General features: G+C 42.2%; 20 protein-coding genes and 2 tRNA genes. 8 read left to right on the forward strand and 14 right to left on the reverse strand.

Annotated features, from left to right (window positions below; genetic code table 11):
• The first annotated feature begins 49 nt into the window (after nucleotides 1–49).
• The 3 genes from VMUT_RS04890 (at nucleotide 50) to VMUT_RS04900 (ending at nucleotide 4,732) form a co-directional block, all read left to right on the forward strand.
• Nucleotides 50–1,936: an APC family permease gene (locus VMUT_RS04890; RefSeq protein ID WP_013604318.1), complete on the forward strand. Its 1,887-nt coding sequence runs from the start codon at nucleotides 50–52 to the stop codon at nucleotides 1,934–1,936.
• A gap of 85 nt (nucleotides 1,937–2,021) precedes the next feature.
• A complete protein-coding gene (locus VMUT_RS04895) occupies nucleotides 2,022–3,476 on the forward strand; it encodes a dihydrolipoyl dehydrogenase (RefSeq protein WP_013604319.1) in 1,455 nt (484 codons plus the stop codon).
• A gap of 80 nt (nucleotides 3,477–3,556) precedes the next feature.
• Nucleotides 3,557–4,732 carry an AAA family ATPase gene (locus VMUT_RS04900; RefSeq protein WP_013604320.1) on the forward strand — a complete coding sequence of 392 codons (1,176 nt, stop codon included), beginning with the start codon at nucleotides 3,557–3,559 and terminating at the stop codon, nucleotides 4,730–4,732.
• Here the strand turns inward: VMUT_RS04900 and VMUT_RS04905 are convergent, their stop codons facing one another.
• The 3 genes from VMUT_RS04905 to VMUT_RS04915 are packed head-to-tail and all read right to left on the reverse strand — an operon-like array spanning nucleotide 4,733 to nucleotide 7,203.
• Nucleotides 4,733–5,098: a hypothetical protein gene (locus VMUT_RS04905; protein ID WP_237699720.1), complete on the reverse strand. Its 366-nt coding sequence runs from the start codon at nucleotides 5,096–5,098 to the stop codon at nucleotides 4,733–4,735.
• Between the two features lie 5 nt (nucleotides 5,099–5,103).
• Nucleotides 5,104–6,291, reverse strand: a complete 1,188-nt coding sequence (locus VMUT_RS04910; protein ID WP_013604322.1) for a glycosyltransferase family 2 protein — start codon at nucleotides 6,289–6,291, stop codon at nucleotides 5,104–5,106.
• A gap of 33 nt (nucleotides 6,292–6,324) precedes the next feature.
• Complete coding sequence (locus tag VMUT_RS04915; RefSeq protein WP_013604323.1) at nucleotides 6,325–7,203, reverse strand: NAD(P)-dependent oxidoreductase; 879 nt, start codon at nucleotides 7,201–7,203, stop codon at nucleotides 6,325–6,327.
• Nucleotides 7,204–7,753: 550 nt separating this feature from the next.
• Between VMUT_RS04915 and VMUT_RS04920 the strand changes: the two genes are divergently transcribed.
• Nucleotides 7,754–7,852, forward strand: a tRNA-Val gene (locus VMUT_RS04920).
• A 66-nt stretch (nucleotides 7,853–7,918) separates the two neighbouring features.
• On the opposite strand, the gene VMUT_RS04925 is transcribed toward VMUT_RS04920, so the two are convergent.
• Both VMUT_RS04925 and VMUT_RS04930 read right to left on the reverse strand, forming a co-directional pair.
• A complete protein-coding gene (locus tag VMUT_RS04925; protein WP_013604325.1) occupies nucleotides 7,919–9,859 on the reverse strand; it encodes a Sip1-related alpha-galactosidase in 1,941 nt (646 codons plus the stop codon).
• Nucleotides 9,860–10,155: 296 nt separating this feature from the next.
• Nucleotides 10,156–10,256: transfer RNA gene (locus VMUT_RS04930), tRNA-Ile, on the reverse strand.
• Between the two features lie 94 nt (nucleotides 10,257–10,350).
• Between VMUT_RS04930 and VMUT_RS04935 the strand changes: the two genes are divergently transcribed.
• Nucleotides 10,351–11,277, forward strand: a complete 927-nt coding sequence (locus tag VMUT_RS04935; protein ID WP_013604326.1) for a mechanosensitive ion channel family protein — start codon at nucleotides 10,351–10,353, stop codon at nucleotides 11,275–11,277.
• A 17-nt stretch (nucleotides 11,278–11,294) separates the two neighbouring features.
• Here the strand turns inward: VMUT_RS04935 and VMUT_RS04940 are convergent, their stop codons facing one another.
• A complete protein-coding gene (locus VMUT_RS04940) occupies nucleotides 11,295–13,151 on the reverse strand; it encodes an aldehyde ferredoxin oxidoreductase family protein (protein ID WP_013604327.1) in 1,857 nt (618 codons plus the stop codon).
• Between the two features lie 150 nt (nucleotides 13,152–13,301).
• Here VMUT_RS04940 and VMUT_RS04945 point away from each other — a divergent pair, with 150 nt between their 5' ends.
• On the forward strand, nucleotides 13,302–13,826 hold the full coding sequence (locus tag VMUT_RS04945) for a protein-tyrosine phosphatase family protein (protein WP_013604328.1): 525 nt from the start codon (nucleotides 13,302–13,304) through the stop codon (nucleotides 13,824–13,826).
• On the opposite strand, the gene VMUT_RS04950 is transcribed toward VMUT_RS04945, so the two are convergent.
• Nucleotides 13,813–15,120: an MFS transporter gene (locus tag VMUT_RS04950; RefSeq protein WP_013604329.1), complete on the reverse strand. Its 1,308-nt coding sequence runs from the start codon at nucleotides 15,118–15,120 to the stop codon at nucleotides 13,813–13,815. The two genes, VMUT_RS04945 and VMUT_RS04950, sit on opposite strands and share 14 nt — an antisense overlap.
• Nucleotides 15,121–15,221: 101 nt before the next feature.
• Between VMUT_RS04950 and VMUT_RS04955 the strand changes: the two genes are divergently transcribed.
• Together VMUT_RS04955 and VMUT_RS04960 are read left to right on the forward strand one after the other, a co-directional pair.
• Nucleotides 15,222–16,220, forward strand: a complete 999-nt coding sequence (locus VMUT_RS04955) for an RIO1 family regulatory kinase/ATPase domain-containing protein (protein WP_013604330.1) — start codon at nucleotides 15,222–15,224, stop codon at nucleotides 16,218–16,220.
• Between the two features lie 60 nt (nucleotides 16,221–16,280).
• The gene (locus VMUT_RS04960; RefSeq protein WP_013604331.1) at nucleotides 16,281–18,239 is read left to right on the forward strand and encodes a DUF460 domain-containing protein; all 1,959 of its coding nucleotides are present in this window, start codon (nucleotides 16,281–16,283) and stop codon (nucleotides 18,237–18,239) included.
• Here VMUT_RS04960 and VMUT_RS04965 read toward each other — a convergent pair.
• From VMUT_RS04965 to VMUT_RS04995, 7 genes are all read right to left on the reverse strand, one after another.
• Nucleotides 18,231–19,466, reverse strand: a complete 1,236-nt coding sequence (locus VMUT_RS04965) for a methionine adenosyltransferase (RefSeq protein WP_013604332.1) — start codon at nucleotides 19,464–19,466, stop codon at nucleotides 18,231–18,233. The genes VMUT_RS04960 and VMUT_RS04965 overlap by 9 nt on opposite strands.
• On the reverse strand, nucleotides 19,466–19,711 hold the full coding sequence (locus VMUT_RS04970) for a U6 snRNA-associated Sm-like protein LSm6 (RefSeq protein WP_013604333.1): 246 nt from the start codon (nucleotides 19,709–19,711) through the stop codon (nucleotides 19,466–19,468). The genes VMUT_RS04965 and VMUT_RS04970 overlap by 1 nt, the downstream gene beginning before the upstream one ends.
• A gap of 96 nt (nucleotides 19,712–19,807) precedes the next feature.
• Entirely contained in the window at nucleotides 19,808–20,014 is a 207-nt protein-coding gene (locus VMUT_RS04975) for a DNA-directed RNA polymerase subunit N (RefSeq protein WP_013604334.1), read from the reverse strand.
• Nucleotides 20,015–20,081: 67 nt separating this feature from the next.
• Nucleotides 20,082–20,558, reverse strand: coding sequence for a 30S ribosomal protein S9 (locus VMUT_RS04980; protein WP_013604335.1), 477 nt, complete (start codon nucleotides 20,556–20,558; stop codon nucleotides 20,082–20,084).
• Nucleotides 20,555–21,112: a 50S ribosomal protein L13 gene (locus tag VMUT_RS04985; RefSeq protein ID WP_048057194.1), complete on the reverse strand. Its 558-nt coding sequence runs from the start codon at nucleotides 21,110–21,112 to the stop codon at nucleotides 20,555–20,557. The genes VMUT_RS04980 and VMUT_RS04985 overlap by 4 nt, the downstream gene beginning before the upstream one ends.
• A gap of 10 nt (nucleotides 21,113–21,122) precedes the next feature.
• Nucleotides 21,123–21,491 carry a 50S ribosomal protein L18e gene (locus VMUT_RS04990; RefSeq protein WP_013604337.1) on the reverse strand — a complete coding sequence of 123 codons (369 nt, stop codon included), beginning with the start codon at nucleotides 21,489–21,491 and terminating at the stop codon, nucleotides 21,123–21,125.
• 58 nt (nucleotides 21,492–21,549) lie between these two features.
• Nucleotides 21,550–22,452, reverse strand: coding sequence for a DNA-directed RNA polymerase subunit D (locus VMUT_RS04995; RefSeq protein WP_148224664.1), 903 nt, complete (start codon nucleotides 22,450–22,452; stop codon nucleotides 21,550–21,552).
• Nucleotides 22,453–22,504 lie beyond the last annotated feature (52 nt).

Genomic DNA, 22,504 nt, shown 5'->3' on the forward strand with positions numbered 1-22,504 from the left:
ATTCTATAACGGAGAAAATACTTTAAAAGATCTTGATAGAGGTAATTCTATGGCGAATCCACCTGAGGCTGGGCCTGAGGTTGGTGAAAAGATAGCTGTTCAAAGTGATAAGCAGTTAAGGAGAGCCTTAAGTCAATGGGATATCGCGTTTTTAGTTATCGGTGCAATGATCGGTAGTGGTTGGTTATTTGGTTCGCTTGGTGCAGCGGCCACGGCAGGGCCTGCAGCCATACTATCCTGGTTAATAGCCGGTTTCTTAATGGTTTTCATAGCCCTTGCCTACACTGAAATCGGTGGTATGTTACCTAAGAGTGGTGGTATTGTTAGGTACCCACAATATACACATGGTGGCTTTGCCTCATTCATAATGGGTTGGGCCTACTTCTTAAGCGCAACAACTGTTGCGCCATCTGAGGCTATAGCTGCTGTGACCTACATGTCAAGCTATTTACCGCAGCTAATGTCTAATGGCTTATTAACCCCACTAGGCACCCTGGTGGCTGCCGTTTTAGTAGTGTTCTTCTTCCTGCTTAATTGGTATGGTGTTCATGTTATGGGTAAGACGAATACGGCTGTTGGTTGGTGGAAGCTAATAATACCATCACTGACCTTCATTCTATTGATGGCATTGGCAATGCATACGGTTAATTATACGGGCTTAGCTGGTGGGTTCATACCATATGGCTGGTCTGCTGTTTTTCTGGCAATACCAACCACGGGAATAGCCTATGCCTACCTAGGTTTTAGGCAAGGCATTGACTATAGTGGTGAGGCTAGGAAGGCAACTGATGTTGTTTGGGGTACGATACTTGGTTATGTAATTGTAATGCTCATATACGTAATGCTCCAGTTATCGTTCGTTGGTGCAGTCAATTGGAGTGCGGCTAAGGTTAGTCCAGGTAATTGGCAAGCCCTATCCTCCTCAGTACTCAGTAGTGGTCCATTCTATGAGATAATGGCCACGAGTGGTATAGCAATACTCGCGGGTTTTGCAGTGATACTTCTCATTGATGCCATAATTTCGCCATCAGGCACTGGCTGGATTTACATAGGTACGACGGCGAGGACAATTTACGGCATGGCCGCTGATGGTCACCTACCACAAGCATTCCTGAAACTTAATAGGTATAAGGTTCCACTATGGCCTATGATAACGGCCTTAGTACTTGGATTATTATTCCTGTTACCGTTCCCGAGCTGGTTTGCAATATCATCTTTCATAACAACGACAACAGTATTCACATACATAATAAGCGGTCCATCATTAATGACCCTTAGAAGGACAGCACCAAATGCCAATAGGCCAATTAAGTTACCCATAGCCTCGATTATTGGCGCAATAGCCACGATAGCTGCCTTCCTAATTGTTTATTGGTCTACTTTCTACTACTTATGGTTTGCAACAGCCCTTATACTCTCTGGGTTGCCACTATTCTATATGTATACAACAGTTAATAGATATGGAGCGAGTAGAATTGCGGCAATAATTTCAGGGTTGATATACTGGGTAGTGTTGGTTATATCAACTTACTACTTAATATATGTGCCATTTGCTGCACCAACTGGTTGGCCTGCTTCATCACCGATCACAATGCTAAAGTTGGAGCCTACTCATATAATTGATTTCGTAACTTACGTAATAATAATGATTGGTGCTACGGTCGGATTAACGCTGTACGTTATATCAACGTCTAAGGATCGTGAAATCGCAATGAAGCATGTGAGGGCTGGTTGGTGGGTTGTGGCAACTATATTTTCAGCGTTTATATTATCATTCCTAGGTTCGTTCAGTGTCTTCCAGACGCCAATAATACCATTCCCATGGGACACCGTTATAGCGGCGTTAGTGGCGCTTGGTCTGTACCTCTATGGTTCTTATAGTGGGATTCTTACTGAGGATCTTGTTGTGGCTTTGAGGGAGCTTGGAGGCGTTTAATGAGTTTCATGGATGAAGACTTATCAAAAGGAAGTCATATTTTTGACTATAAAACAAATAAATCCAGAACTTTTTTGTCATATTCGTGCTTGGGAAATACCCAGTATTTCCACCCACCGATCAGGAGTTTGAGGATCAACCAAGGCTAGGTAAGTACGATGTTATTGTGATAGGTGGTGGAGGAGGTGGTTATCACGGTGCCTTTGAATTGAGCAAGGGTGGCCTTAAGGTTTTGATGGTTGATGATAAGGGTAATTTAGGCGGTAATTGTCTTTATGAGGGTTGTATACCATCTAAGTCTGTTTATATGACGATTTACCTAATGGAGAAGATAAGGGGCATACTAAATAGTGTTGGTAATAAGGATATAAATGCTGTTAGGGTTCTTTGGGAGAATGCTATTGATCATAAGGATCATGTTCAGTACATTAGGTATCTACAGCATATTAGGGAGATTAAGGAGCATGAGAATGTGGATTTTGTGAAGGGCATTGCGGAAGTCATTGATGCTAATAGGGTTAGGGTTAAGGCTATTGATGGTTCCTGGACTAAGGATGTTGAGGCAAGGCAGCTATTAATAGCTACAGGATCAATACCAATAAAAATACCAGTACCTGGTGCTGATTTAACGATTGGTAGCCAGGAATTATTCGGCTATAAGACAAATTATAGAAAGATTCCTAGTGATGTCTTGATTATTGGTGGTGGTTATATAGGAGTTGAGGTTGCCTCAGTCCTTGGTTCTATGGGGATTAAGGCCACAATAGTTGAGATGCTACCTAGAATACTGGCTGGTTGGGATAATGAGATTGTATCAAGAATTGAGGAAAAGCTTAGATCTAAGGGAGTTGAAATATTCACTAACTCTAAGGTCGTTGGTATTAAGAAGGAAAGTGGTCAGAAGATTGTTGAATTCGAGAGACCGGATGGTAGTAAGGGTTATGTTACTGGTTCTGAGGTTATAATGGCAGTTGGTAGGAAACCGTATGTCGAGGGCTTGGATAGGCTTGGCATTGTTGAGAAGGGGCGTGTTGAGGTTGAGTCATCAATGAGGACTAAGGCGCCAAACATATACGCCGCAGGCGATGTCTTGGGTAAGTACATGCTTTATCACTCTGCTGTTAAGGAATCCGTAGTCGCTGCATGGAACATACTCCACGGCAAGCCCATTTATGAGATTAACTTCAACTCAATACCAATGACAATATTCACAGAACCTGAGGCTGCAATGGTGGGTTTAAATGAAGAGACTGCCAAGGCCAGGGGTATTAATTACGTAACCGTTTCATACCCACTTGAGGATGATGCGTATGCGCAAATAATGGGTGTTAGGGAGGGTTGGGTCAAGTTGATTATTGAGAGGGAGAGCCAGAGAATTATTGGTGGTGTTATTTATGGCGAGGCAGCCTCATTATTAATTAATGAGATTGCTTTAGCTATTGCTGTTAATGCTAGGGTTAAGGATATAGCCCTACTTGCTCATCAGCATCCAACGATCTTTGAGTCCATTGATAGAGCAGCCATTAGGTTTGCTTTATAATTTTACATAAAATTTGTCATCATTAGGTTAAGAGACTCATAATTAAATGCATTCTCTTAGGTATTAGGGATAGGAATTCTATGGCAACGTTTAAATTCTGGTATTTAGTACTTTATGCCGTGAGTGAGAATTACTTTGATAGGATTAGGAGCGTTTATATGAAATTGAATAATATGTTCTTTAAATATGAAAACGAAGTTCTCGGCGCATTAATGGCAACATTATCAAGGGAAAATTACCTACTTGTTGGTCCACCAGGTACTGCAAAGACTACACTGGTGTATGCATTATCTAAGTTGCTAAATGCCAAGTGGTTTTATAGGCAGTTGACGAGATTCACGGATCTCGAGGAGATTCTCGGGCCAATAAACATAGCCAAGCTTCTGGATGGTAAGGTAGAGAGGATATATGCAAATTCAATAGTCGAGAGTGAGTTTGCATTGCTTGATGAGATATTTAATGCATCGAGCGCAATATTAAATACATTATTATCAATACTTAATGAGAGAGTTGTCTATGATGGTGAGAAGGTAGTGCCCGTAAAGACCTGGACCGTCTTTGGAGCAAGCAATAGAATTCCGGATGAGGAGGAATTGCAAGCGCTCTATGATAGATTTCCACTGAGGGTGTTCACGGAGTGGGTTAGTCCTGATGATACTGAGCCGTTAATAGTAAAGGGTTGGGAGTTGAGAATGGATCTTGATAGGATGGAACCATTGGCTACAATGGATGATGTTCAGGCTGTTAATAAGATAATAACAGAGTACGTTTATGATCATATAAAGGATATATCAAAGGTCATAAGTCCCATAATAGCCAATTACGTGGAGCACATACCAATTAGTAATAGGACCAGGGTTAAGGTGCCCATGTACGTGGCCACATACCTAATGCTCCATGGGATAGATATTGGGCGAACTGAGTTAAGTTCATCATTATTGAGGGTAGGTACGATAAAGGTACTGAGGTATTTAGTTAGTAATAAGGATCAGCTAAATGAGTATTATTCCTTTGCAACAGTTCACATGCCCGAGGACCTATTAAGGCTTAGCGAGCTACTTAGTGAGGCTAAGGCATTGATTAATAACGAGGTCTATGATGAGGCTAAGCAGAGAATAAGGGATGCCAAGGAATTACTAAGCCAATTAAGGAGTAGGTGGGATATTGTAATGACTAGGTTATATGCCGATGAAATAAATGATCTAGAGGAATTACTGAAAAGACTTGAGGATGCGGTAACCGAGAGCAAGCAATAATTAGTGCCTACTATATAAACGTAATACATCACGTATAAGGAATACCACCGCGTTCATTAACTCAGACGGTGCATTATATAGCCTCATATCCGTAAGGATATCACTCATTAATTCATTAATGCCCTCAACAATAATATTTAAATCCCCTAACTCCCTTAACTCCTGATTTAGCACCTTCAGGTATATGTACGAAACCACAAAAAACCTAGTCCTAAAGTCATCACCCTCACCTGGCGGGCAGTTAAACACCCTAATAGGTTTCTCCCTGCAAAGTTCATTAATATCAATGCCAAGATCCCTCAAATAATTAATCAATAACTGTGGATTCCTAACCATGGACCAAAAGGATTCACGGACATTAACCACAAAGATCACCCAAGGGGTTTCTCTCTCATCAGCCTTACTGCATCAATCACCGTGAATACACGGCCTCTCCAATTAATCGATTTAGTGAACATAGTCTTAATTATTGCAAGCCAGGAGAAGTATACATTCAATATTGAGGTTAACGCCAACAGTATTGAATATCTCCTAGTTATATTAATGCCATAGAATTGATCAAGCGCCCTAATACTACTTATCCTTACATAATCCTTGATCACGCCAAGAATAAAGGGTAGAAGCCCAAGGGCGAGAAACCACGTATTAATGATGGAGAGAGATATGACAATGGGTAGTGTGATAGCATATAATGTGTAGGAAACTGCATATAACAAGAACCCCCTAAACCCATAAACCCTGACATACCACAATTGCCTAACGGACCAGGTAAAGGCCTCCCTAATGTCTATATCCTCGAGAGATAAGACGAGGGATTCAGGAACAAAGTCTATGGCCAAGCCCTCCCTATGTACGAAGTGCGTAATTACATAATCATCACTCAGATAGTAAGGCAGGTAATCACGAACACCCCACTTATCGAGAATTCTCCTCCAAACCGCTGTAGAGCCACCCCAGGTAAACCTAGCCACTGGGTTCTGCATTGCCGTAATGCCAATCATGTTAAAACTAGCCCTTAATAATGATCCGAGGCTAAGTCTCCTAAGTGGTATGTAAAATCTATACGTTGTGGCGGCGCCCGAGCCATTAATCAATGATGAAACTAGGTCCCTAAGCCAATGCCTATGAACAAGTACGTCACTATCAACGAAGACCACAACATCACTAGCCACGTGATCTAGGGCAAAGGCCAACGCCTCACCCTTACTGCGACCCCTATTAATTAACACTGAGATCTTAACATTAAACTCCTTAACTAAGTCCTTAATAATGCCGTATGCTGGATCATCCTCACTATCGAGTACAAAGATGTAGTTTCTACGACCTGGATAGTCCTGGCTTAAGACACTGGCGATATTGTTCCTAAGATTCTGGTCCAGACCTCTCACGGGCATTATCACGGTGATCCAGGGATAATTACTATCATTGATCAGTCTATTGGTATTCTTCCTATCTCTCCAGAACCTAATTTCGAAGTAGAGGGATAGTAATGATGATAGTGCCGAGGCAGTAGTGATTAATGTGCCAATGATTATTAATATTAATAATGGTATTATCATTAGTGGATGATTACGATAACGATTTTTAAGCTATTACTGCTTAGTCAATACCTTCAGAACGACTGCGAAATCCTCCTCAGAAAGACCCAGCCTCTCGGCCATCCTATAAAACTGAAGTGCAAGGGAAGCCATTGGTATTGGAACACCACGTACCGAGGCCTCCTTATTAACGATATCCAGGTCCTTACGCATATGCTTAAGGGCAAACTGAACCGAATAATCACCACTGAGCATCTTAGGAACCTTCAACTCAGAGGTCGGTGACCTCGCACTCGATAACTTAGTCAATACGTCTAGAATGACGGAGTCACTCAACCCAAAGGCCTTACCTAACTGAACAACCTCGGCCAGTGCAACAACGTAGGAACCGAGCAATGCATTGTTTATGAGCTTAGCGTAGAGTCCGAAGCCGTTTGGTCCAACGTGGATTATGGTCTTAGCAGTGTATTGCAAGACATCCTTAGCTCTGTTAAATGCCTCTTCAGAACCGCCAACAAGCACCACTATTTCCTTCCTCTCAACGGCCACGGAAGTACCAATCACCGGCGCATCAACCATGTCACTACCCCTAGACTTAACAATATTGGCTAGTTCTATTGAAACGCTTGGCGATATCGTGGACATATCTATAACTAGGGAACCAGGCCTTAAGTCATTTAATACACCGTCACTACCCGCGATAACATTTCTAACAGCATCATCATCACTTAGCATGGTGATTACCACATCGGAGACCCTGGCAAGCTCGCTTGGCACCTTAAAGGCCTCAACACCAAACTCCCTACTAAACCTTAGGGCTTTGTCGAAGGACCTGTTATATACCCCAATCAATAACCCCGCATCCCTGAGATTCTTTGCTATTCTCCACCCCATCACACCAAGACCCGCTAGTCCAACCTTAACGTTGACCATACAATGCTCAATATTACCTCCAGTTTAAATACTAATTTCGGATTGTAATTATCCAAAATGCATGGAGTAAGTGATTTATATTTTCTAAGTCATAAGCATGACTTGATGTAGTATAAATGGTTTGTCCTATCGAATACTACCATTAGCACACTGCTATCGTTCATGATCAACACAATCGTCATATTCTCACTACCAGCTATATTCAATGAAAACAGGATAAATCCACTAAGCCCAAGCGCCTTCCAATACCTACTATAGGTTTTGATGGGTTATAACTTGGTCACCCTGGTCAGACATGTTTAGGCTTGAGTTCTTCAGGATTAGAATGTTTACAGCAGGCACATTAGCGACGACGTTCAAGTTCCTGGCCTCATTACACCTACCCTTTTGCATAAACTCAGCCTAACCTTCACAGTGGCGGTAGCTCTGCATTGAGAGGGCAAGTATACATATACGATGAGGAGACACAATACGCAAGTAAGTAGGACTAACGTTCTGACATAAGCAATGAACAAAAAACTTAAATTCTTCATGAAGCCAACACTTAGCTGGGCCCGTAGTCTAGCCTGGTTAGGATGTCCGCCTTACGAGCGGGAGGTCCCGGTCGCGGTTAACCGCGGGGAATGTTCAAGTCCCGGCGGGCCCACCAATTTGTGTTAGTTGTGTCTATTACAATGTACTTAATTCGTTGGATTGTGATAGTAACTTGATGCGTTTATTGTGAAGTCTCAATAATGCTACCAACCTTAACGTTAACTTTACCTAGTGTATTATCCCTAACGTATAGTAGTGTACCTGCATCCTTGGTTCTTACCATAATTTTACTATCAATCTTAATGAATTCCAATGGGTACGGTGGTAATGCCTTCTCCATTATACCTATTACGGCATTACCGTTAATTAATGGTGCCAGTACTACTATCTCTACTTCAAGTTCGTTCAGTTCAACTTTGACTGAGCCATTAGCCTCAATAATACCCCACTCACCACTGATAACTTTATAATATACGTACTTACTGCTTAATTCCATGGGCATATTGCTCAGCCTAAACTCCTCGCTAATCCTTAAACCACCTCTGTTGATATTCATGAAGGCTATTACTGGGTATCCATTAACTGCTGACGCGAGTTTAAGTAGTACGGCTTCATTATATGGATCCCTAAATAAAATGTCCCTAGTGGGTAGTGCAGGTTCATTAACCCTAACAACCTCACCATTACTGAGTGTGATCCATTTAATTAATTCAACGTTTGTCTTTTCAGGCTCACGGTCAGTAATGTAGACCGGACCTCCACTGAATATCCTCGTTACAGCCATCAACCTGGCTGATGGATCATAGCTCATCCACATATCGTAGTCTGGGTATGCAAAGTGGTTATAGAGTAGGCTATTGTAGGCGTTCCATAACGTGTGCAACTTAGCATCTGCACGCCACATTGGGATGTAGTCCTGTGAAGCTCTCATGACGTTGCTTAAGGCATAATTACTGTAGTTTCCAGGGGACATATCCATGCAGTTCAGTATGTCAATTCCATTTGAGGCAGCAGCCAATTGAAGGGCTAGTTCAACTGCTCTGGACGCCTCGGCATCATTCGCAAAACCCCAGTAAAGCCTATGAACAATCCACTGGTTATCAACCTTAGCAAAACTAAATCCCTCACTTTTAAGTATCCTGAACCAAGTATCATAAAGCCTAAACGCACTATCAAGGTTAGGCATGGGTACATAACCCGCGCCTGTCTTATAACCCTCCACGCCGAGCGAGTTTAGGAAGTCCTCAGTAACACCCCTCCAGTACATGTTTATTGTGAACCACAACCCAGCATCCTCAATACCCAGAGCCTTCAACTCATTTACAAGGGCCTTAAAACCCCTGGGGAATTTAGAGGGGTCCGGTTTAACGTTGTTGAGGGATCCATTCCTTAATTCCTGCCATCCATCATCAATTATAATCCACCTAATAGGCACTCCCTTATCCATAAGTCCTTTAATGATCCTTATGACACTTTCATGGTTTAAGTCATCAGTTAACAAGGCATTCCAGCTACACCATCCTAATCCATTCATGAACTTTGGCTTAGCCTTACTTTTCCTATGCTTAATGGGAGCCACAATTGAGGCTAGCTTAACAGCATTGTCAATAGCCTCATAAGGATCCTTACTGACGCCTATTACCAAGGGCCAGCCCTTAATACCCTGGCTTGGTCTACCAGTGAATATTATTAACCTAAGCCCAGGCCCTATGAATCCCGTTAATTGACCCGAGGACAATGCTAGATAAGCCTCATATGAATCACCTAGTTTAGCTAATAGAAATACTGTGTATGGTGGTATTTCATTAAGGCCTCCTGGAAACGTCGGATATGCCCAACAACTGACCGGATCGTGCTCCCACTTACCAACATAGTTAACCTTACCTGGGTACTCAGGTCTTTCAGGCGGTGGTTCAGACCTAGGCGCCTTACCCTGGGCGACATAGCTATAGTAATTAAAGGCTCTGTCCATGAATGGACCTGCAAGGTTTAAGAGAGTCAAAGCCAGTAGACCCTGGGGCTGTCCACCAGGATTAAGGCTTATTGAGACCGGGTACTCACTTAAATCAACTCCTTTGGATTTTACGGATAATTCAACTATGCTTCCATAATCATACCTCAATATATTAAGAAAAAGCTCAGAGTTACATAGCTTGAGAGAACCTTCAAAAAACTTAGATGTGCATTTCTCACCATTAATGAAACTTACGGTCAATGATCCTTCGAATGAAGTCCACATGCTTGCTTATGGCAAAGCTTCGAGTTTAAAAATGCCACTTCTTTTAACAGGTATAATTTATGCAGTGACTCTTGTAAAGCACGTACGTCTCTGATGAAACCATATATCGTTAATTCCTTAAGTTATTAATAATGATTTAACTTATTTTAATTACGGCCAGGGATTAATAGAAAACGAATTGGTGGGCCCGCCGGGATTCGAACCCGGGACCTCCCGGTATCTGCGTTATTTTATTATATCATATCAGCCGGGCGCTCCAACCTGGCTGAGCTACGGGCCCTCGAGTTAATCCTTATTCGTGTTTTTATGCTTTTCTTCCCTGACCTTTGTTGTGGAAAACCTTTATTATTTATTGCCTTATTTTGTCATTACGTATGGGTAGTAATGTTGTTAGTGTTGGTAGGCTTGTTGTTAGGTTGTTACTTGAGTGGATTCTTCTTGCCATAATTGGTGTTTTGATTTATGTTCTATACATAAACATTGTTTTTTACATAATACCCATTAGTTGGAAGAGTGTTCTTTTGACCTATGATAGTGTTGTTAGGTCTATAATCATTGTAACAATTGGTGTCGTTCTTGTTTGGGACACAGGGAGGAGGATTAGTGATTATATTAGCAAGTATGATAGTGTTAAGGGTACAGTACTTAAGTTCGTGCTTGATACCATACTAATCGTTGCAATACTGATAGCGTTGGCAGTAACCTTTGAGAGATTTGGGCTCTCCGTAGCGGCTTTCTCAGGCACTGCGGTTGGTATTATTGTTGGTCTCGCGGCGCAGCAGACCCTATCAAATGTCATTGCGGGTATTGTCATCATAATGACTGGTAGGTATAAGCCTGGTGATAGGGTTACTATTGTTAATTGGAGGTATGGTATAATAAGGGTTATGTACCCACATGAGGGATTACCAAATGGTTTCACCGGCATCATTAGGAACATAACCCTAATGTTCACTGAGGTAGTTAGTGATGCTGGTTGGGAGTATACGATTCCTAATTACGTAATGCTTGACGCCTTAATAATACACAGGAATTTAGCGCCATTTAAGCGTATTAGGGCTAGAATTGACATGCCATCGAGCATTGATCCATGGATCTTTGAAGAGAGAATTAAGGAGTCGCTTAAGGATGGTAGGATTAAGAGTATTAAGATTAAGGTTGGTGAGACCTGGCAAAGCACTAACCTGTATCAAGCGATCATTGAGGTTCTGGCTGATGGCAAGGCTGACGGTGAGGAAATAAAGGATTTAGTGCTTAGGGAGGCTGTGAGGATTAGGAATGAATTAAGTAAACAGCAATGATTATTTTAAATTAAAGCTTATAAGAGGTATTCAAACTCCTCAAGCCCTAATTTCTTCAGCGTATCTCTCATAGGCTTGCCATCGACCCAACCCCTCAACTTATAGTACACCTTTATACCCTCATCAAACATCTTAGCTGCTGAGTGTCCCTTGGCAGGCCCATCTGGTATTGGTTCCCTCATTCTAGGCGGTAACTCATCCTTAATCCACTTACCCTCTCTAACCCAATGTAGTCTCTCAACATTGAATATCCTCTCGCCGATAGTGAGCACATCCTGCGGTGTTAGATCCCAGCCGAAGGCTGCATTGTATAAGTCTGCGAAGTCCTTCTCGGTATCTATATTGGGCATTAGGTTCTCGAATTTGCAGAAGACCGTGGAGTCGACAACGGCAAATATATCCTGGTTCCACTTAACTATTCTGGCTTGCTTCTCAATACATTCCTGGGTCTCACAGAATGGATCAACTTTTTCAGGAACTCCGAATATCTCCCATGTTGGTGTGTATGCCTCCAAGTGATCACCACCCCTATTAGCTGTGTAATAGGCTATGGCAAAGCCCTTGAGTGCCCTTGGGTCATAGGCAGGCAATCCCTGACCCCTCGAACCAACAAAGAGCTGTGGCATTCCGTACTTAACAGCAAGTCTATAATCGCCTTCAGCTAAGTCGTCACCGATGCCATCCCTATACGCAATCTTGTATATTAGGTATTCAAGAGCACCTGCATCGCCCCAGTCAACATCTAGGTTCAACTTACCATTTTTGGCTAGTTCCACAGCCATGGATAGTGTATTGCCTAGGCTTATTGTATCGAGACCGAGTTCATTAGCGAGCTTCTGGAACTTCATATTTGCCTCGGGATCCGTCAAGCCAACATTTGGTCCAAGGGCCCAAGTATTTTCGTACTCCTGCTTGACGTATTTCTCAGTAACTGTAAATTTGAATGGTCCCGACTTAACTGTCGGCATTTGTGTGCAGGCTATTGGGCAATTGTAGCAACCGTGGGTCTCCGTTGGGTAATGATCCTTTATGTACTCCTCACTAACTGGTGTTACATCCTTAAGCTTCCCAGTACCACTAAAGTTATAGTGAGGTAGTGCACCTATTGACTGTACAATGTTCATTAACACGTTTGTACCGTACTTATGAAGGACCTTTGTCGTATCATGTGTCGCTATTCTCTTTACAATGTCCGTGTTAACCTTCATGAACTTAGCCCTATCAACAAGTTCCTTATTTAGGTCCCTAGTTCCCCAAACCAATATGCCCTTGAGTAGCTTACTACCCATCACAGCGCCAACGCCGCCCCTGCCCGCGAACCTCTCATAATCACTCATCCTAATACCCGCAAACTTAACCAGGTTCTCACCTGCTGGTCCAACCACTGCAACACCTGCCTTTGTCTCATCAGGTGGAAATCCGTTCTCCTCAAGTATTATCTTAGTAGATGCCCCAGTCCACTTACCCCAAATGTGCTTTGCTGGTCTTAGCTTTGGTTCACCATCCTTAATAACCAGGTATACCGGTTCATCCGACTTACCCTCAATTATTAAGCCATCATAACCAGATTTCCTAAGCCAATATGAGAAGTTACCACCTGCATTTGCGTGAGTATAAACGCCATTTAATGGTGATCTAGTGGTTACATTTACCCTGCTTGAGGATATTGTGGCTATGCCACTCAACGGCCCTGAGAATATGAATAACTTATTGCTTGGACTTAATGGATCAATACCCCTTGGTATCTCCTTAAGAGCCATGTATGCTGCTAACCCCCTACCACCAAGGAACCTCTTTAGAAGATCCTCCTTTATCACCTCCTCAGTGAAATGCTCCCTTGATAAGTCGACTCTCAGTATTCTGAAAACCGTCATAAAGTAATCAATTAATGAGTAGTATATAAGTGCGTTGTTATCGGTAATTTAATAATATTCAGTTAAATATATTCATATAAATTGCATTCATACATCTAAGTAAAATTGATTATTCCTTAAGGATAAGTATTAAAAATGACAGGGCCATGTATGATGATTAGAGAAGCGATGGTGAAATTCCCGTATTGGGTTATTGAAGGTGCGTTGGCAGGCTCATCAATGCCCCTTGATGAGGATACAGTGGCCATGTGGCATAGGATGAGGATTAGGGCCGTGGTGATACTTGTTGAGGAGTGGGAGTTCGCTATGGAGGGTTGGGATTTTCATGAATATATAAATGCCTTGAGGAAGTTTAACATGGATTACTTACACGTACCAACAAGAGATGGCTATTCACCACCTGAGGATGTTCTTTACAATATCGTTACCTGGATTGATAAGAGTATAATGAGTGGTAAGCCAGTCCTTGTTCATTGTCATGCAGGCATTGGCCGGTCACCAACTGTAATAGCAGCCTACTTGATGTATAGGAGGGGTTTAAGCGCCGATGATGCCATTGAAATTGTTAGTAGGTATAATGATGAATTAACAATAACTAATGAGCAGTACCTAGCCCTTGTAGCCTTTGAGCACTACTTACGAAACATTAAGAATGGTAGTACTAATACTCCCTAGTTCTTATTAGGGATCCTAAAACCACTAGTAATGCGCCAATAACCATTATTATTGAGCCATATATGGCAAGTGCTATGGGATTACTTGGCGCTAGTTCTAGGAGTAGTATTACGGCAATTGTGGTTAATGGGCCGATTGATGCATTTAAGTTCCATCCAAAGGCTACGGCACTCCACCTAACCTCCGTCGGGAATATTGACGTGAAGTAAAGCGTCTGAGGCGCAGCGGTTAGGCCAAATAGGATACCCATTAATAGGCTCGTGTATGTTGATAAGGGGTTCAATGTAAATGCTAAATAAGCAATGAATGGACTCGACACTAATAGAAGTGCTGATGGCGTAATGAAGGATCCCCTGATGCCTAACACCCTTATTAAGAATCCACTGAGTAATTCGCCAATCACTGCCCCTATACCACCATACATACCAAGTACCAAGGCCCAGGTATAGGCCTTATTGGCAGATAATTGGAGCTTTGGTGCAATTAATTTCGGCATTACGTAGGCCCAATAACCTGATCCACCGTAGTAATAAATAGTTAATCCAAGGTTAATCAGTATTAATGCTATAAATGGCACCCAGTAGCGAGATAAAACAACACCTAATGGTACCTTAACAACACCCCTAGACTTAACCTGTTCAATCCATTCAAGTGATTCCGAGCCCCAAAGTCTAATTATTAGGGCTATTAAGGCTGGTACTGCGCCTGTTATGAAGAGTATTCTCCAGCCATAGATACTAAAGGTTTGGGGCATTGCTGACTTTACGCTTAGTGTTACGAATGATGTTAGGAACACAGCCCAGGAAAGCCCTGAGTACATGACACCATTAATGTAAGGCCTAATGTTCCTAGGAGTTAATTCAAGTGCCCATGTGGCGCCGCCACCAGCCTCACCACCAAGTCCAATACCCTGAAGAATTCTCATTAAGTACAATAGGATTGGCGCTAATACTCCGGCGGTACCGTATGTTGGTAGTAATCCTATGAAGAGTGTTGCTAACCCAACAAGTGCTGCGTCTAGTATAGTGGCTAGTCTTCTGCCATGTACATCGCCAATCCAACCAAATATTATTGCGCCAATGGGCCTGACGAAGTATGTTGTGGCGAAGGCACCCCAAGTCTCTATTGCGCCTATTATGGCGATTTTTGATGGGAAGAAGTACATCTCCAGTATTGGTGCTAGTGATGCGAAGAGTATAATGTCGTAGTACTCAAGGCCCCAAACAAGCATTGTACTGATGGCGGCAAGTAGGCTCTGTCTAAGTGTTAATTGCTTTGGTGCACTACCAAACACGTGGATTCATTTCAATACTATTTAATATGCTTTTTCCCTAAATTCATATGGTAGTTTGATTTAAATTAGGCATATTAATAAGTCAATAATGTGGTGATTAATTGAGTATTAAGAGCCTTGTTGATGCGTATGATCAATTGGATTCCTTCGATTTAAGGGTACTTAGGGTTATTGAGATTGGTCATAGGAGGTTTGAATTTGTTCCTCTTGAGGTTATTGTTGATTGGAGTAAGAAGTCTGAGGAGCTGATTGATAGGTCCCTTAAGAAGCTTAATGCCCTTGGCATGGTGATTAGGTACAGGGGTAATTACACTGGTTATAGGTTGACCTTTATGGGTTATGACTCGCTTGCACTACATACCCTGGCTAAGAGGGGGATTCTCGAGAGGGTTAGCCCGACGCCGATAGGTGTCGGTAAGGAGTCCGATGTATATGCTGGTGATGCCGTTGGTGATGGTAAGGTTGTGCTTAAGTTCCATAGGCTTGGTAGGACGAGCTTTAGGCAGATTAGGAGGTTTAGGTCTTGGATTGGTAATAGGAGGCACATAACCTGGCTCTACGAATCGAGACTTTCGGCGCATACTGAGTATAAGGCATTGGTTCTTGCCTATAATGCTGGGCTTAATGTACCTAGGCCAATAACGGTTAATAGGCATACTGTGGTCATGTCGTATATAAATGGTGTACAATTGTCTGAGGTTGGTGATGTTGAGGATTCCGAGGATTTGTATTGGAGTATTATTGAGAATATTAAGAGGTTATTTGCTGATGTGGGTATTGTGCATGGAGACTTAAGCGAATTCAATATAATGATTGACTTAGATAGTGGTGATCCTTATATCATTGATTGGCCCCAGTGGGTTCCAAGGAATGCACTTGGTGCTTTGGATATGTTACGTAGGGACATAATAAACATAACTAGGTATTTCATGAAGAAGTTCAAACTTGGCATTGATTCTAATGAGGTTTATAATTACGTTGTTGGTAATGTGGAGGTTAAGGAGGAGAGTCTTGAGAAGGCGCTTGAGGAGTTGCTTGGTAATGAGGGATTGAGTGAACTCATGGGTTCCGAGAAGGAGGAGGAATTTGAAGACACCTAGGGATAATGTGAGTAAACAAATTTAAGGCGTGGTAATTACTGAATTTGATAAATAATTACTATGTTTATTGAGGAATTGAGTTCAGGCCCTGTAATTGGGATTGACATTAACGGTAGGAAGTTCTCATATGCAATACTCAATAATGGTGAAATAATTGAAAGGGGCGTTATTGAACCTCAAGACTTAATAAAGATTGTTAAGAAGGTAAGGCCTAAGGCCATAGCCATTGATAATATTGGTGAATTAATGGAATTAAGCCCCTCCGTCATCAAAAAACTTGGTAGGCTTCCATTCAATGTTTACTTAATCCAAGTAACTAAGGTTAGGCCTGATGTTGATGAGACCATGGAATCCCTTGTAAACAAGTACTTTGGGTTAAATATCACGAAACTTGATCCAGATACCACGGCCGAATACCTGGCGAGACTTTGTACAATGGGTGTTGGGTCCATTGTTAAGGTTTATGAACCTGAGACTAAGATAGTCGTTAAGGCTGTGGTATCAACAACACCAGGTGGCATGAGTAGGAATAGGTTTGAGAGAAATATTGCCCATAGGATTAGGTACCTGGCCAAGGAGATTAAGGAGAAACTTGAGGGTAGTGGCCTTGATTATGACATGTTCATAATGCCTGAAAGTGAGGGATTGAGATCCGTAGTATTCATCGTGTATGCTGATAGGGGTGCTGTTAGGTCCGTAGTTAGGCCTCGTAAGAGTATGGACATTAAGATAATAATTGAGTCCGTACCTACTGACTCAATAAAGTTTGTTGAGTTAACGGAACAGGAGAGTGCGGAGAGTATCAGTGCAGTTAAGGATAGGAAGTTGATTGTTGGTATTGATCCAGGCATAGTCACTGGTGTGGCTGTGCTTGATTTGAATGGTAATGTATTGGCATTACATAGTGGTAAGAACCTAAGCAGGAGACATGTGCTCAAGATTGTTTACCAATACGGCATACCCATCCTAATTGCAGTGGACACCGCCAAGCCCTCTGATTACGCTAAGAAACTTGCTGCAATGGTCGGTGCGGTACTTTATAACCCAGACAGGGACTTAAGCATTGCTGAGAAGAGTGAGATTGCCATTAAGATTTCCCGTGAGCAGGGAGTTACAGTTAAGGATCCACACATGAGGGATGCACTTGCGGCCGCCTATAAATCATTCATTCAACTAAAGCCGAAGCTTGATAGAGTTGAGGAGGAGGTTAAGAGGGCGTATGTGAGGGCTATTGATGATGCAAAGGCGCTTGTGATAAAGGGTATGTCAATAAAGCAGGCAATTGATGAGGTTAGCGGAAGGATTGAGGTTCAACCTCAACAGGAAGTTAAGTTGGTTAGTCCTGAGAAATGCGAATGTGAATGTGATAAGTTGCGTGATGAGTACGAGAATGTTATAAAGGTTCTAAATGCCGAGATTGAGAGACTGAATAAATTATATAATGAAACTAGGGAGAGGGTTGAGGAATTAATTAATAATTATGATATTGAGGTTAGGAAGGACCAAGTTGTTAGGTCTTTATATGCTAGAATTGACATGCTTGAGGGTGATATTGAGAAGTATAAGCTTAGAATTAAGGATCTTGAGAATAATATAAGGAACTTAATGAGCAATTTCCTAGAGTATCTTAGAGGTAATAAGTACGTATTAATAAGGTATTCCGAGGGACTTGATCTTAATTCTATTGTTCAAATACATAATTCCATCCTGGTTATGAGTATAGGCGAGTTAATGAATGTGGGTATTGACAAGTTGATAAATATTGGTGTGAATTCCATAGTATTGACTGACATTAATGATAAAAATGTATTAAGGCCCGTATGGAAGAGGGGACTAAGGGTAATACCGCTTGGTATGGTTTATGATGGGTCATTAAGTGATGTTATGTTCATAGACAGGGCTGTGGTAAATAATGCAATAGAAAATCTTGGTAAGGAATTCCTTAGTGCTCTTGATGAGGATCGCTTAAGAAGAATGATTAATGATTATAGACGTTTAAGGAGTGGTGCATTAGAATAGTGATACCTTGCTCTTAACCACTAGCTCCGTTAATGTCGTTATATTATCTAGCTCCTCATTAACTATTCCCTCAGCCTCATTCCTAATTTCACCACTTAATGTAATACCGGGTTCTGGAATAACCTCCACATTAGCCACTAACGGTTCGTTTATCGGCTTACCGATCTGGCTTAGTAGGTAAACATAGACTTCTCTCAATCCCTTAACCTCACCATGGATTCTCTCAGCAATCTTATTAGCAAGTACGTTATAGAGCTTACCAATGTGACTAACTGGGTTCTTACCTGCTGTAGCCTCCATAGTCATTGGTCTCATGGGTGTTATTAAGCCATTAGCTCTATTACCGCGTCCCGTGGCTCCATCATCACCATGCTCCGCCGAGGTACCAGTGACTGTTAAATAGAATATTCCATGTTCAGGTTTATCAGCGGCATTAATCGTTACATCGACCGTTAAATTCGGCGTAATCTTCGCGGCTAGGTCAAGTACCTTATTCTTAATTTCATCCTTAACATTTAAGTAATGATCCTTATCCTTAACGAGTGATGATATTATTGCTGAGGCTATTGTTAACTTTATATCCTTTCCAATCCTGAGGCCCATAACCTTCACGTCCTCGCCAACCTCAGGAAGCTTAGCCTTAAACTCCCTGGAATTAAGTAACCTCTCAGTCTCAAGTACTAGTCTCTCCGTATCCGTTAATGGCGCAAAGCCAACGCCAATTGATGTATCATTAGCCAATGGAATCCTTGTTGCCTTAACGCCAAGCTCATAAACACCTACTAAATCAGTGGAACCCATACCAACTCTATAATCAATGACTACGTGCTTATCCGGATCAAGAAATCTAAGGTTATTCCTTATCCAATCCTTAATTGCTGATATTATTATTGTACCAACGGGGACCTTCTCAACACCAGTGGTCGTCTTAATCTCCGTGGTTACCCTACCAGCCACAAGTATGTATATTGGCTGAATAACATCGCCACCACCAAACCGTGGACTAGCCTGACCACCAACAATAAGCACCTTATCAACATTATGGTGAAGGATTACGCCGTACTTCTCCAGGTAATAACTTGATAAGGCCCTACTCACGGCCTCAGATGATGCATCAGCAATATAGTCTGGATGACCAAGGCCCTTCCTCTCAACCAACTCAACATTTAGCTCAGAAACAGGTTTCCTATCTATTGTATTTATGGTTATTGTCCTAGCCATGCCCATCACCCCATAGTCTCCTCCGACGTTATATACAATACCTGTGTCCCCCTAATAACTAACCTACCATATTTAACAACCACATTCTCACCCTTTTGGTCAAGCTCCTCACCCTCATCAATTATCAAGTTCATACAATCGTCATAATTCACAAGAACGCCTCTCAAGACTTTATTGTTCTTAAGCCTTATTGTTACATGCTTACCAACCAGCTTTTGCAACGTTTTCATTGGTTGTTGGGGTCTCTCCATTAATGACGTGTCGAGAAAGCCTATATTTAAATCTTAGCACCCTCTAAGAGTGTTAAAAGTAACAATGTTAGGGCTATATATAGTATATACTATGTGTTACTCACTTTCAATTCTAGAGTACTCAAGAACCCTATCGATTAACTCAATATGAGCAAGTAAAGTCCTTCTGCAGCAATAACGCGTAACGCCCAAGTCATCAAGGACCTTCTCAGGATTCTCACCCTTAAGAACCCTCTGTCTAAATGGCTCCCAAAGATGACCAAGTGGTCTTCCACAAGTCCAGCACCTAATGGGTACAATCATTAAGGAACGCAGCAATGAGCCCCTTTAAATTATTTTTGTGCTAGATTGAGGAATATATTACGAAGAATCATCTATACGCTTTTTGCCTCTTGCTTCTGGCGTGTTTTAGACCTGGTTTCTTGGGTTCGGTTCTTCTTGGGTCTCCCTTAATCATCGATGGGTCATAAGTCATGTAGAGCTCAAGAAGCTTAGAATCCTGGAAATACTCAGCTAAGCCCCTTGCAATAGCCATCCTAACGGCTGTTGCTTGTCCCATGAAGCCGCCACCCCTAACGTTAACATCAATATCAACCTTACTCATTAATTCCTTACCAGCGAGTAATAATGGTTCCATCATCCTCATCCTAGCCATCTCAATGGGCCAAATCTCAATTGGTACGCCATTAACCCTAACCCTACCAATGCCAGGTTTAATTACGGCCTTGGCAATAGCCGTCTTCTTCTTACCAACAGCAATAACTACCCTAGTCCCTGCAACCTCCTGTGCTGTTGCATTCGGTATCGACCTAGGCAATACTGAAGACTCGCTACCCTGTTCACTCATGCCTTATCACCCTTACCTTGAGCCCTTTTAAGTCTAGCCTCCCAAGCATCCTTAGCCTTCTTCCAAGCTTCATATTGTATAGGCTCTATGTGGCTCCAGAGTTCCTCAAGTGTCACGTACTTAGCGCCAGGTCTAATAGATAGCAATGCACCCTTAATAATGACCTTATCGACGTTCATATACTGCGGAGGAACACCCATGAAAACCTTAATTCTCTTATAGGCCTGCTTACCTCTGAGTTCCTTTCTTGGTAACATGCCTCTAATGATCCTTCTCAATATCCTATCAGGCTTCCTAGGTATCTTTGGACCAGCCTTCTCAGGGTTATAGTGCGTTAGCCACTCACTTATCCTAGTCTTATACCAATTAAGCACCATGTTGAAGTCACCGGTAACGACAGCTCTCTCGGCATTGACAACGATAATCCTCCTACCCTCAAGCGCCCACTTAGCCACCACTGACGCGAGCCTACCAACAACGTGATTAGTAGCATCGATAACGATCTCATCTAGCTGTGGAGGATTCCTATCAATAATTATTACTTTATTGCTCATGGCAATCACCCTAAATAATGATCTTAACATTGCTACCCTTATTATTCCTCCTAACAAGCTCAGGTATTGTAATCGCCTCAGCACCAACCCTCTTAATTACGTTAACTGCGCCTCTGGAAAAGGACCAAGCAGCTATTGTGATCTTCTTATTCAATGTTCCATAACCAAGTACCTTACCAGGTACAATAATCACATCACCATCATTAGCAAGCCTATTAATCTTACTAATATTAACTTCAACTCTATGCCTAGTTGGCTTCTCAAGGAGGTCAGCCACGTAGTCCCAAATTGCGGCCTTATACTCATTAGCTGCACGCCTAAGGAATCTAATCAACATACGAAGCTCCACGTTAGTAGGCCCCGTTGGATTTGGCGACATGCGTGATAACGCCAATACAACCCTTTTTAAATAATTCGCAGCCGTAATTACTAATACTTCACTCCTCAGTAAAGCTCTCCTCTCCACCAAACTCCTCCGGTACTTGGGTCGCTTTCTCAGTCTCCTCAGTCGTTAATTCACCGCTCGATGCCTGGCCTCTTGATAATTCAAGTTCCAGTTCACTAACGAGTTCCTGGAATTTACCCTTGAGTATCCTAAAGCCCTCCCTAACCATATCCTCAACGGGCATGTTTCCGAAGCTCTCAACCCAAAACACGTACTTATTCTCATCCCAATCAACCTTCAACGCTGAACAAACCTGTTCGCAGGTCTTCCACTTATTGAATGTACACTTGAGTACGTCATGAATCATTATCGAGCCATCATCCTTAATCTCAAGGGCGCCATTACATATCTCGGTACATGTCATGCATTTATCATTGGCCTTATCAACAACACTTACCTTAGGATAGTAATAATAGGCTGCTAAACCGGCCTGCCACTTGGCATGGTTCCTAGCCCTACCAAGCTTTGCGTAGGCCTCAAGAACTATCTTCTGGCCAGGTACTAACTTAACGATGGGTACATCCTCATAAACAGGCCTGACCTCCGGATCATCGGACTTTAAATCTCTACCATAAACGACAACTGGTTCCTTAGCTTCCACATTAAGTTCAAACCTAACCTGGCATAGACTTGGATCAACAAGCTCCTGTTCGCATTCCTCAATCTTAGGCAGCTTCTTTAGGTCTGTCTTTATTGGTATCATGGAGAGCCTATGTGCAAGTACCTCGTCGTAGAGGACCGAGGTGTTATCCAATATTATTACCTCATCAATTGCTAAAACAGGCACATCGGAAATGAATACCCTACGTAATGCATTAATTAGCGGTGGAGTAATCCCGTCCACTACCGCCTTCATGTATAAGTCTGACTTCTCAATAACCTTTACTAAGACCACGAGATGAAGGATTGCGGTTTTGAGTAAATAAACATTTCTTGCCCTATGCATT

It is taken from the genome of Vulcanisaeta moutnovskia 768-28 (assembly GCF_000190315.1).
Classification (GTDB): domain Archaea; phylum Thermoproteota; class Thermoprotei; order Thermoproteales; family Thermocladiaceae; genus Vulcanisaeta; species Vulcanisaeta moutnovskia.

Excerpts from the sequence above, each read along its gene's own strand:
- VMUT_RS04890 (WP_013604318.1), top strand. The coding sequence starts at position 50 with ATGGCGAATCCACCTGAGGCTGGGCCTGAGGTTGGTGAAAAGATAGCT.
- VMUT_RS04900 (WP_013604320.1), top strand. The coding sequence starts at position 3,557 with ATGGCAACGTTTAAATTCTGGTATTTAGTACTTTATGCCGTGAGTGAG.
- VMUT_RS04910 (WP_013604322.1), bottom strand. The coding sequence starts at position 6,291 with ATGATAATACCATTATTAATATTAATAATCATTGGCACATTAATCACT.
- VMUT_RS04915 (WP_013604323.1), bottom strand. The coding sequence starts at position 7,203 with ATGGTCAACGTTAAGGTTGGACTAGCGGGTCTTGGTGTGATGGGGTGG.
- VMUT_RS04935 (WP_013604326.1), top strand. The coding sequence starts at position 10,351 with ATGGGTAGTAATGTTGTTAGTGTTGGTAGGCTTGTTGTTAGGTTGTTA.
- VMUT_RS04940 (WP_013604327.1), bottom strand. The coding sequence starts at position 13,151 with ATGACGGTTTTCAGAATACTGAGAGTCGACTTATCAAGGGAGCATTTC.
- VMUT_RS04945 (WP_013604328.1), top strand. The coding sequence starts at position 13,302 with ATGATGATTAGAGAAGCGATGGTGAAATTCCCGTATTGGGTTATTGAA.
- VMUT_RS04960 (WP_013604331.1), top strand. The coding sequence starts at position 16,281 with ATGTTTATTGAGGAATTGAGTTCAGGCCCTGTAATTGGGATTGACATT.
- VMUT_RS04965 (WP_013604332.1), bottom strand. The coding sequence starts at position 19,466 with ATGGGCATGGCTAGGACAATAACCATAAATACAATAGATAGGAAACCT.
- VMUT_RS04970 (WP_013604333.1), bottom strand. The coding sequence starts at position 19,711 with ATGGAGAGACCCCAACAACCAATGAAAACGTTGCAAAAGCTGGTTGGT.
- VMUT_RS04975 (WP_013604334.1), bottom strand. The coding sequence starts at position 20,014 with ATGATTGTACCCATTAGGTGCTGGACTTGTGGAAGACCACTTGGTCAT.
- VMUT_RS04980 (WP_013604335.1), bottom strand. The coding sequence starts at position 20,558 with ATGAGTGAACAGGGTAGCGAGTCTTCAGTATTGCCTAGGTCGATACCG.
- VMUT_RS04985 (WP_048057194.1), bottom strand. The coding sequence starts at position 21,112 with ATGAGCAATAAAGTAATAATTATTGATAGGAATCCTCCACAGCTAGAT.
- VMUT_RS04990 (WP_013604337.1), bottom strand. The coding sequence starts at position 21,491 with ATGTCGCCAAATCCAACGGGGCCTACTAACGTGGAGCTTCGTATGTTG.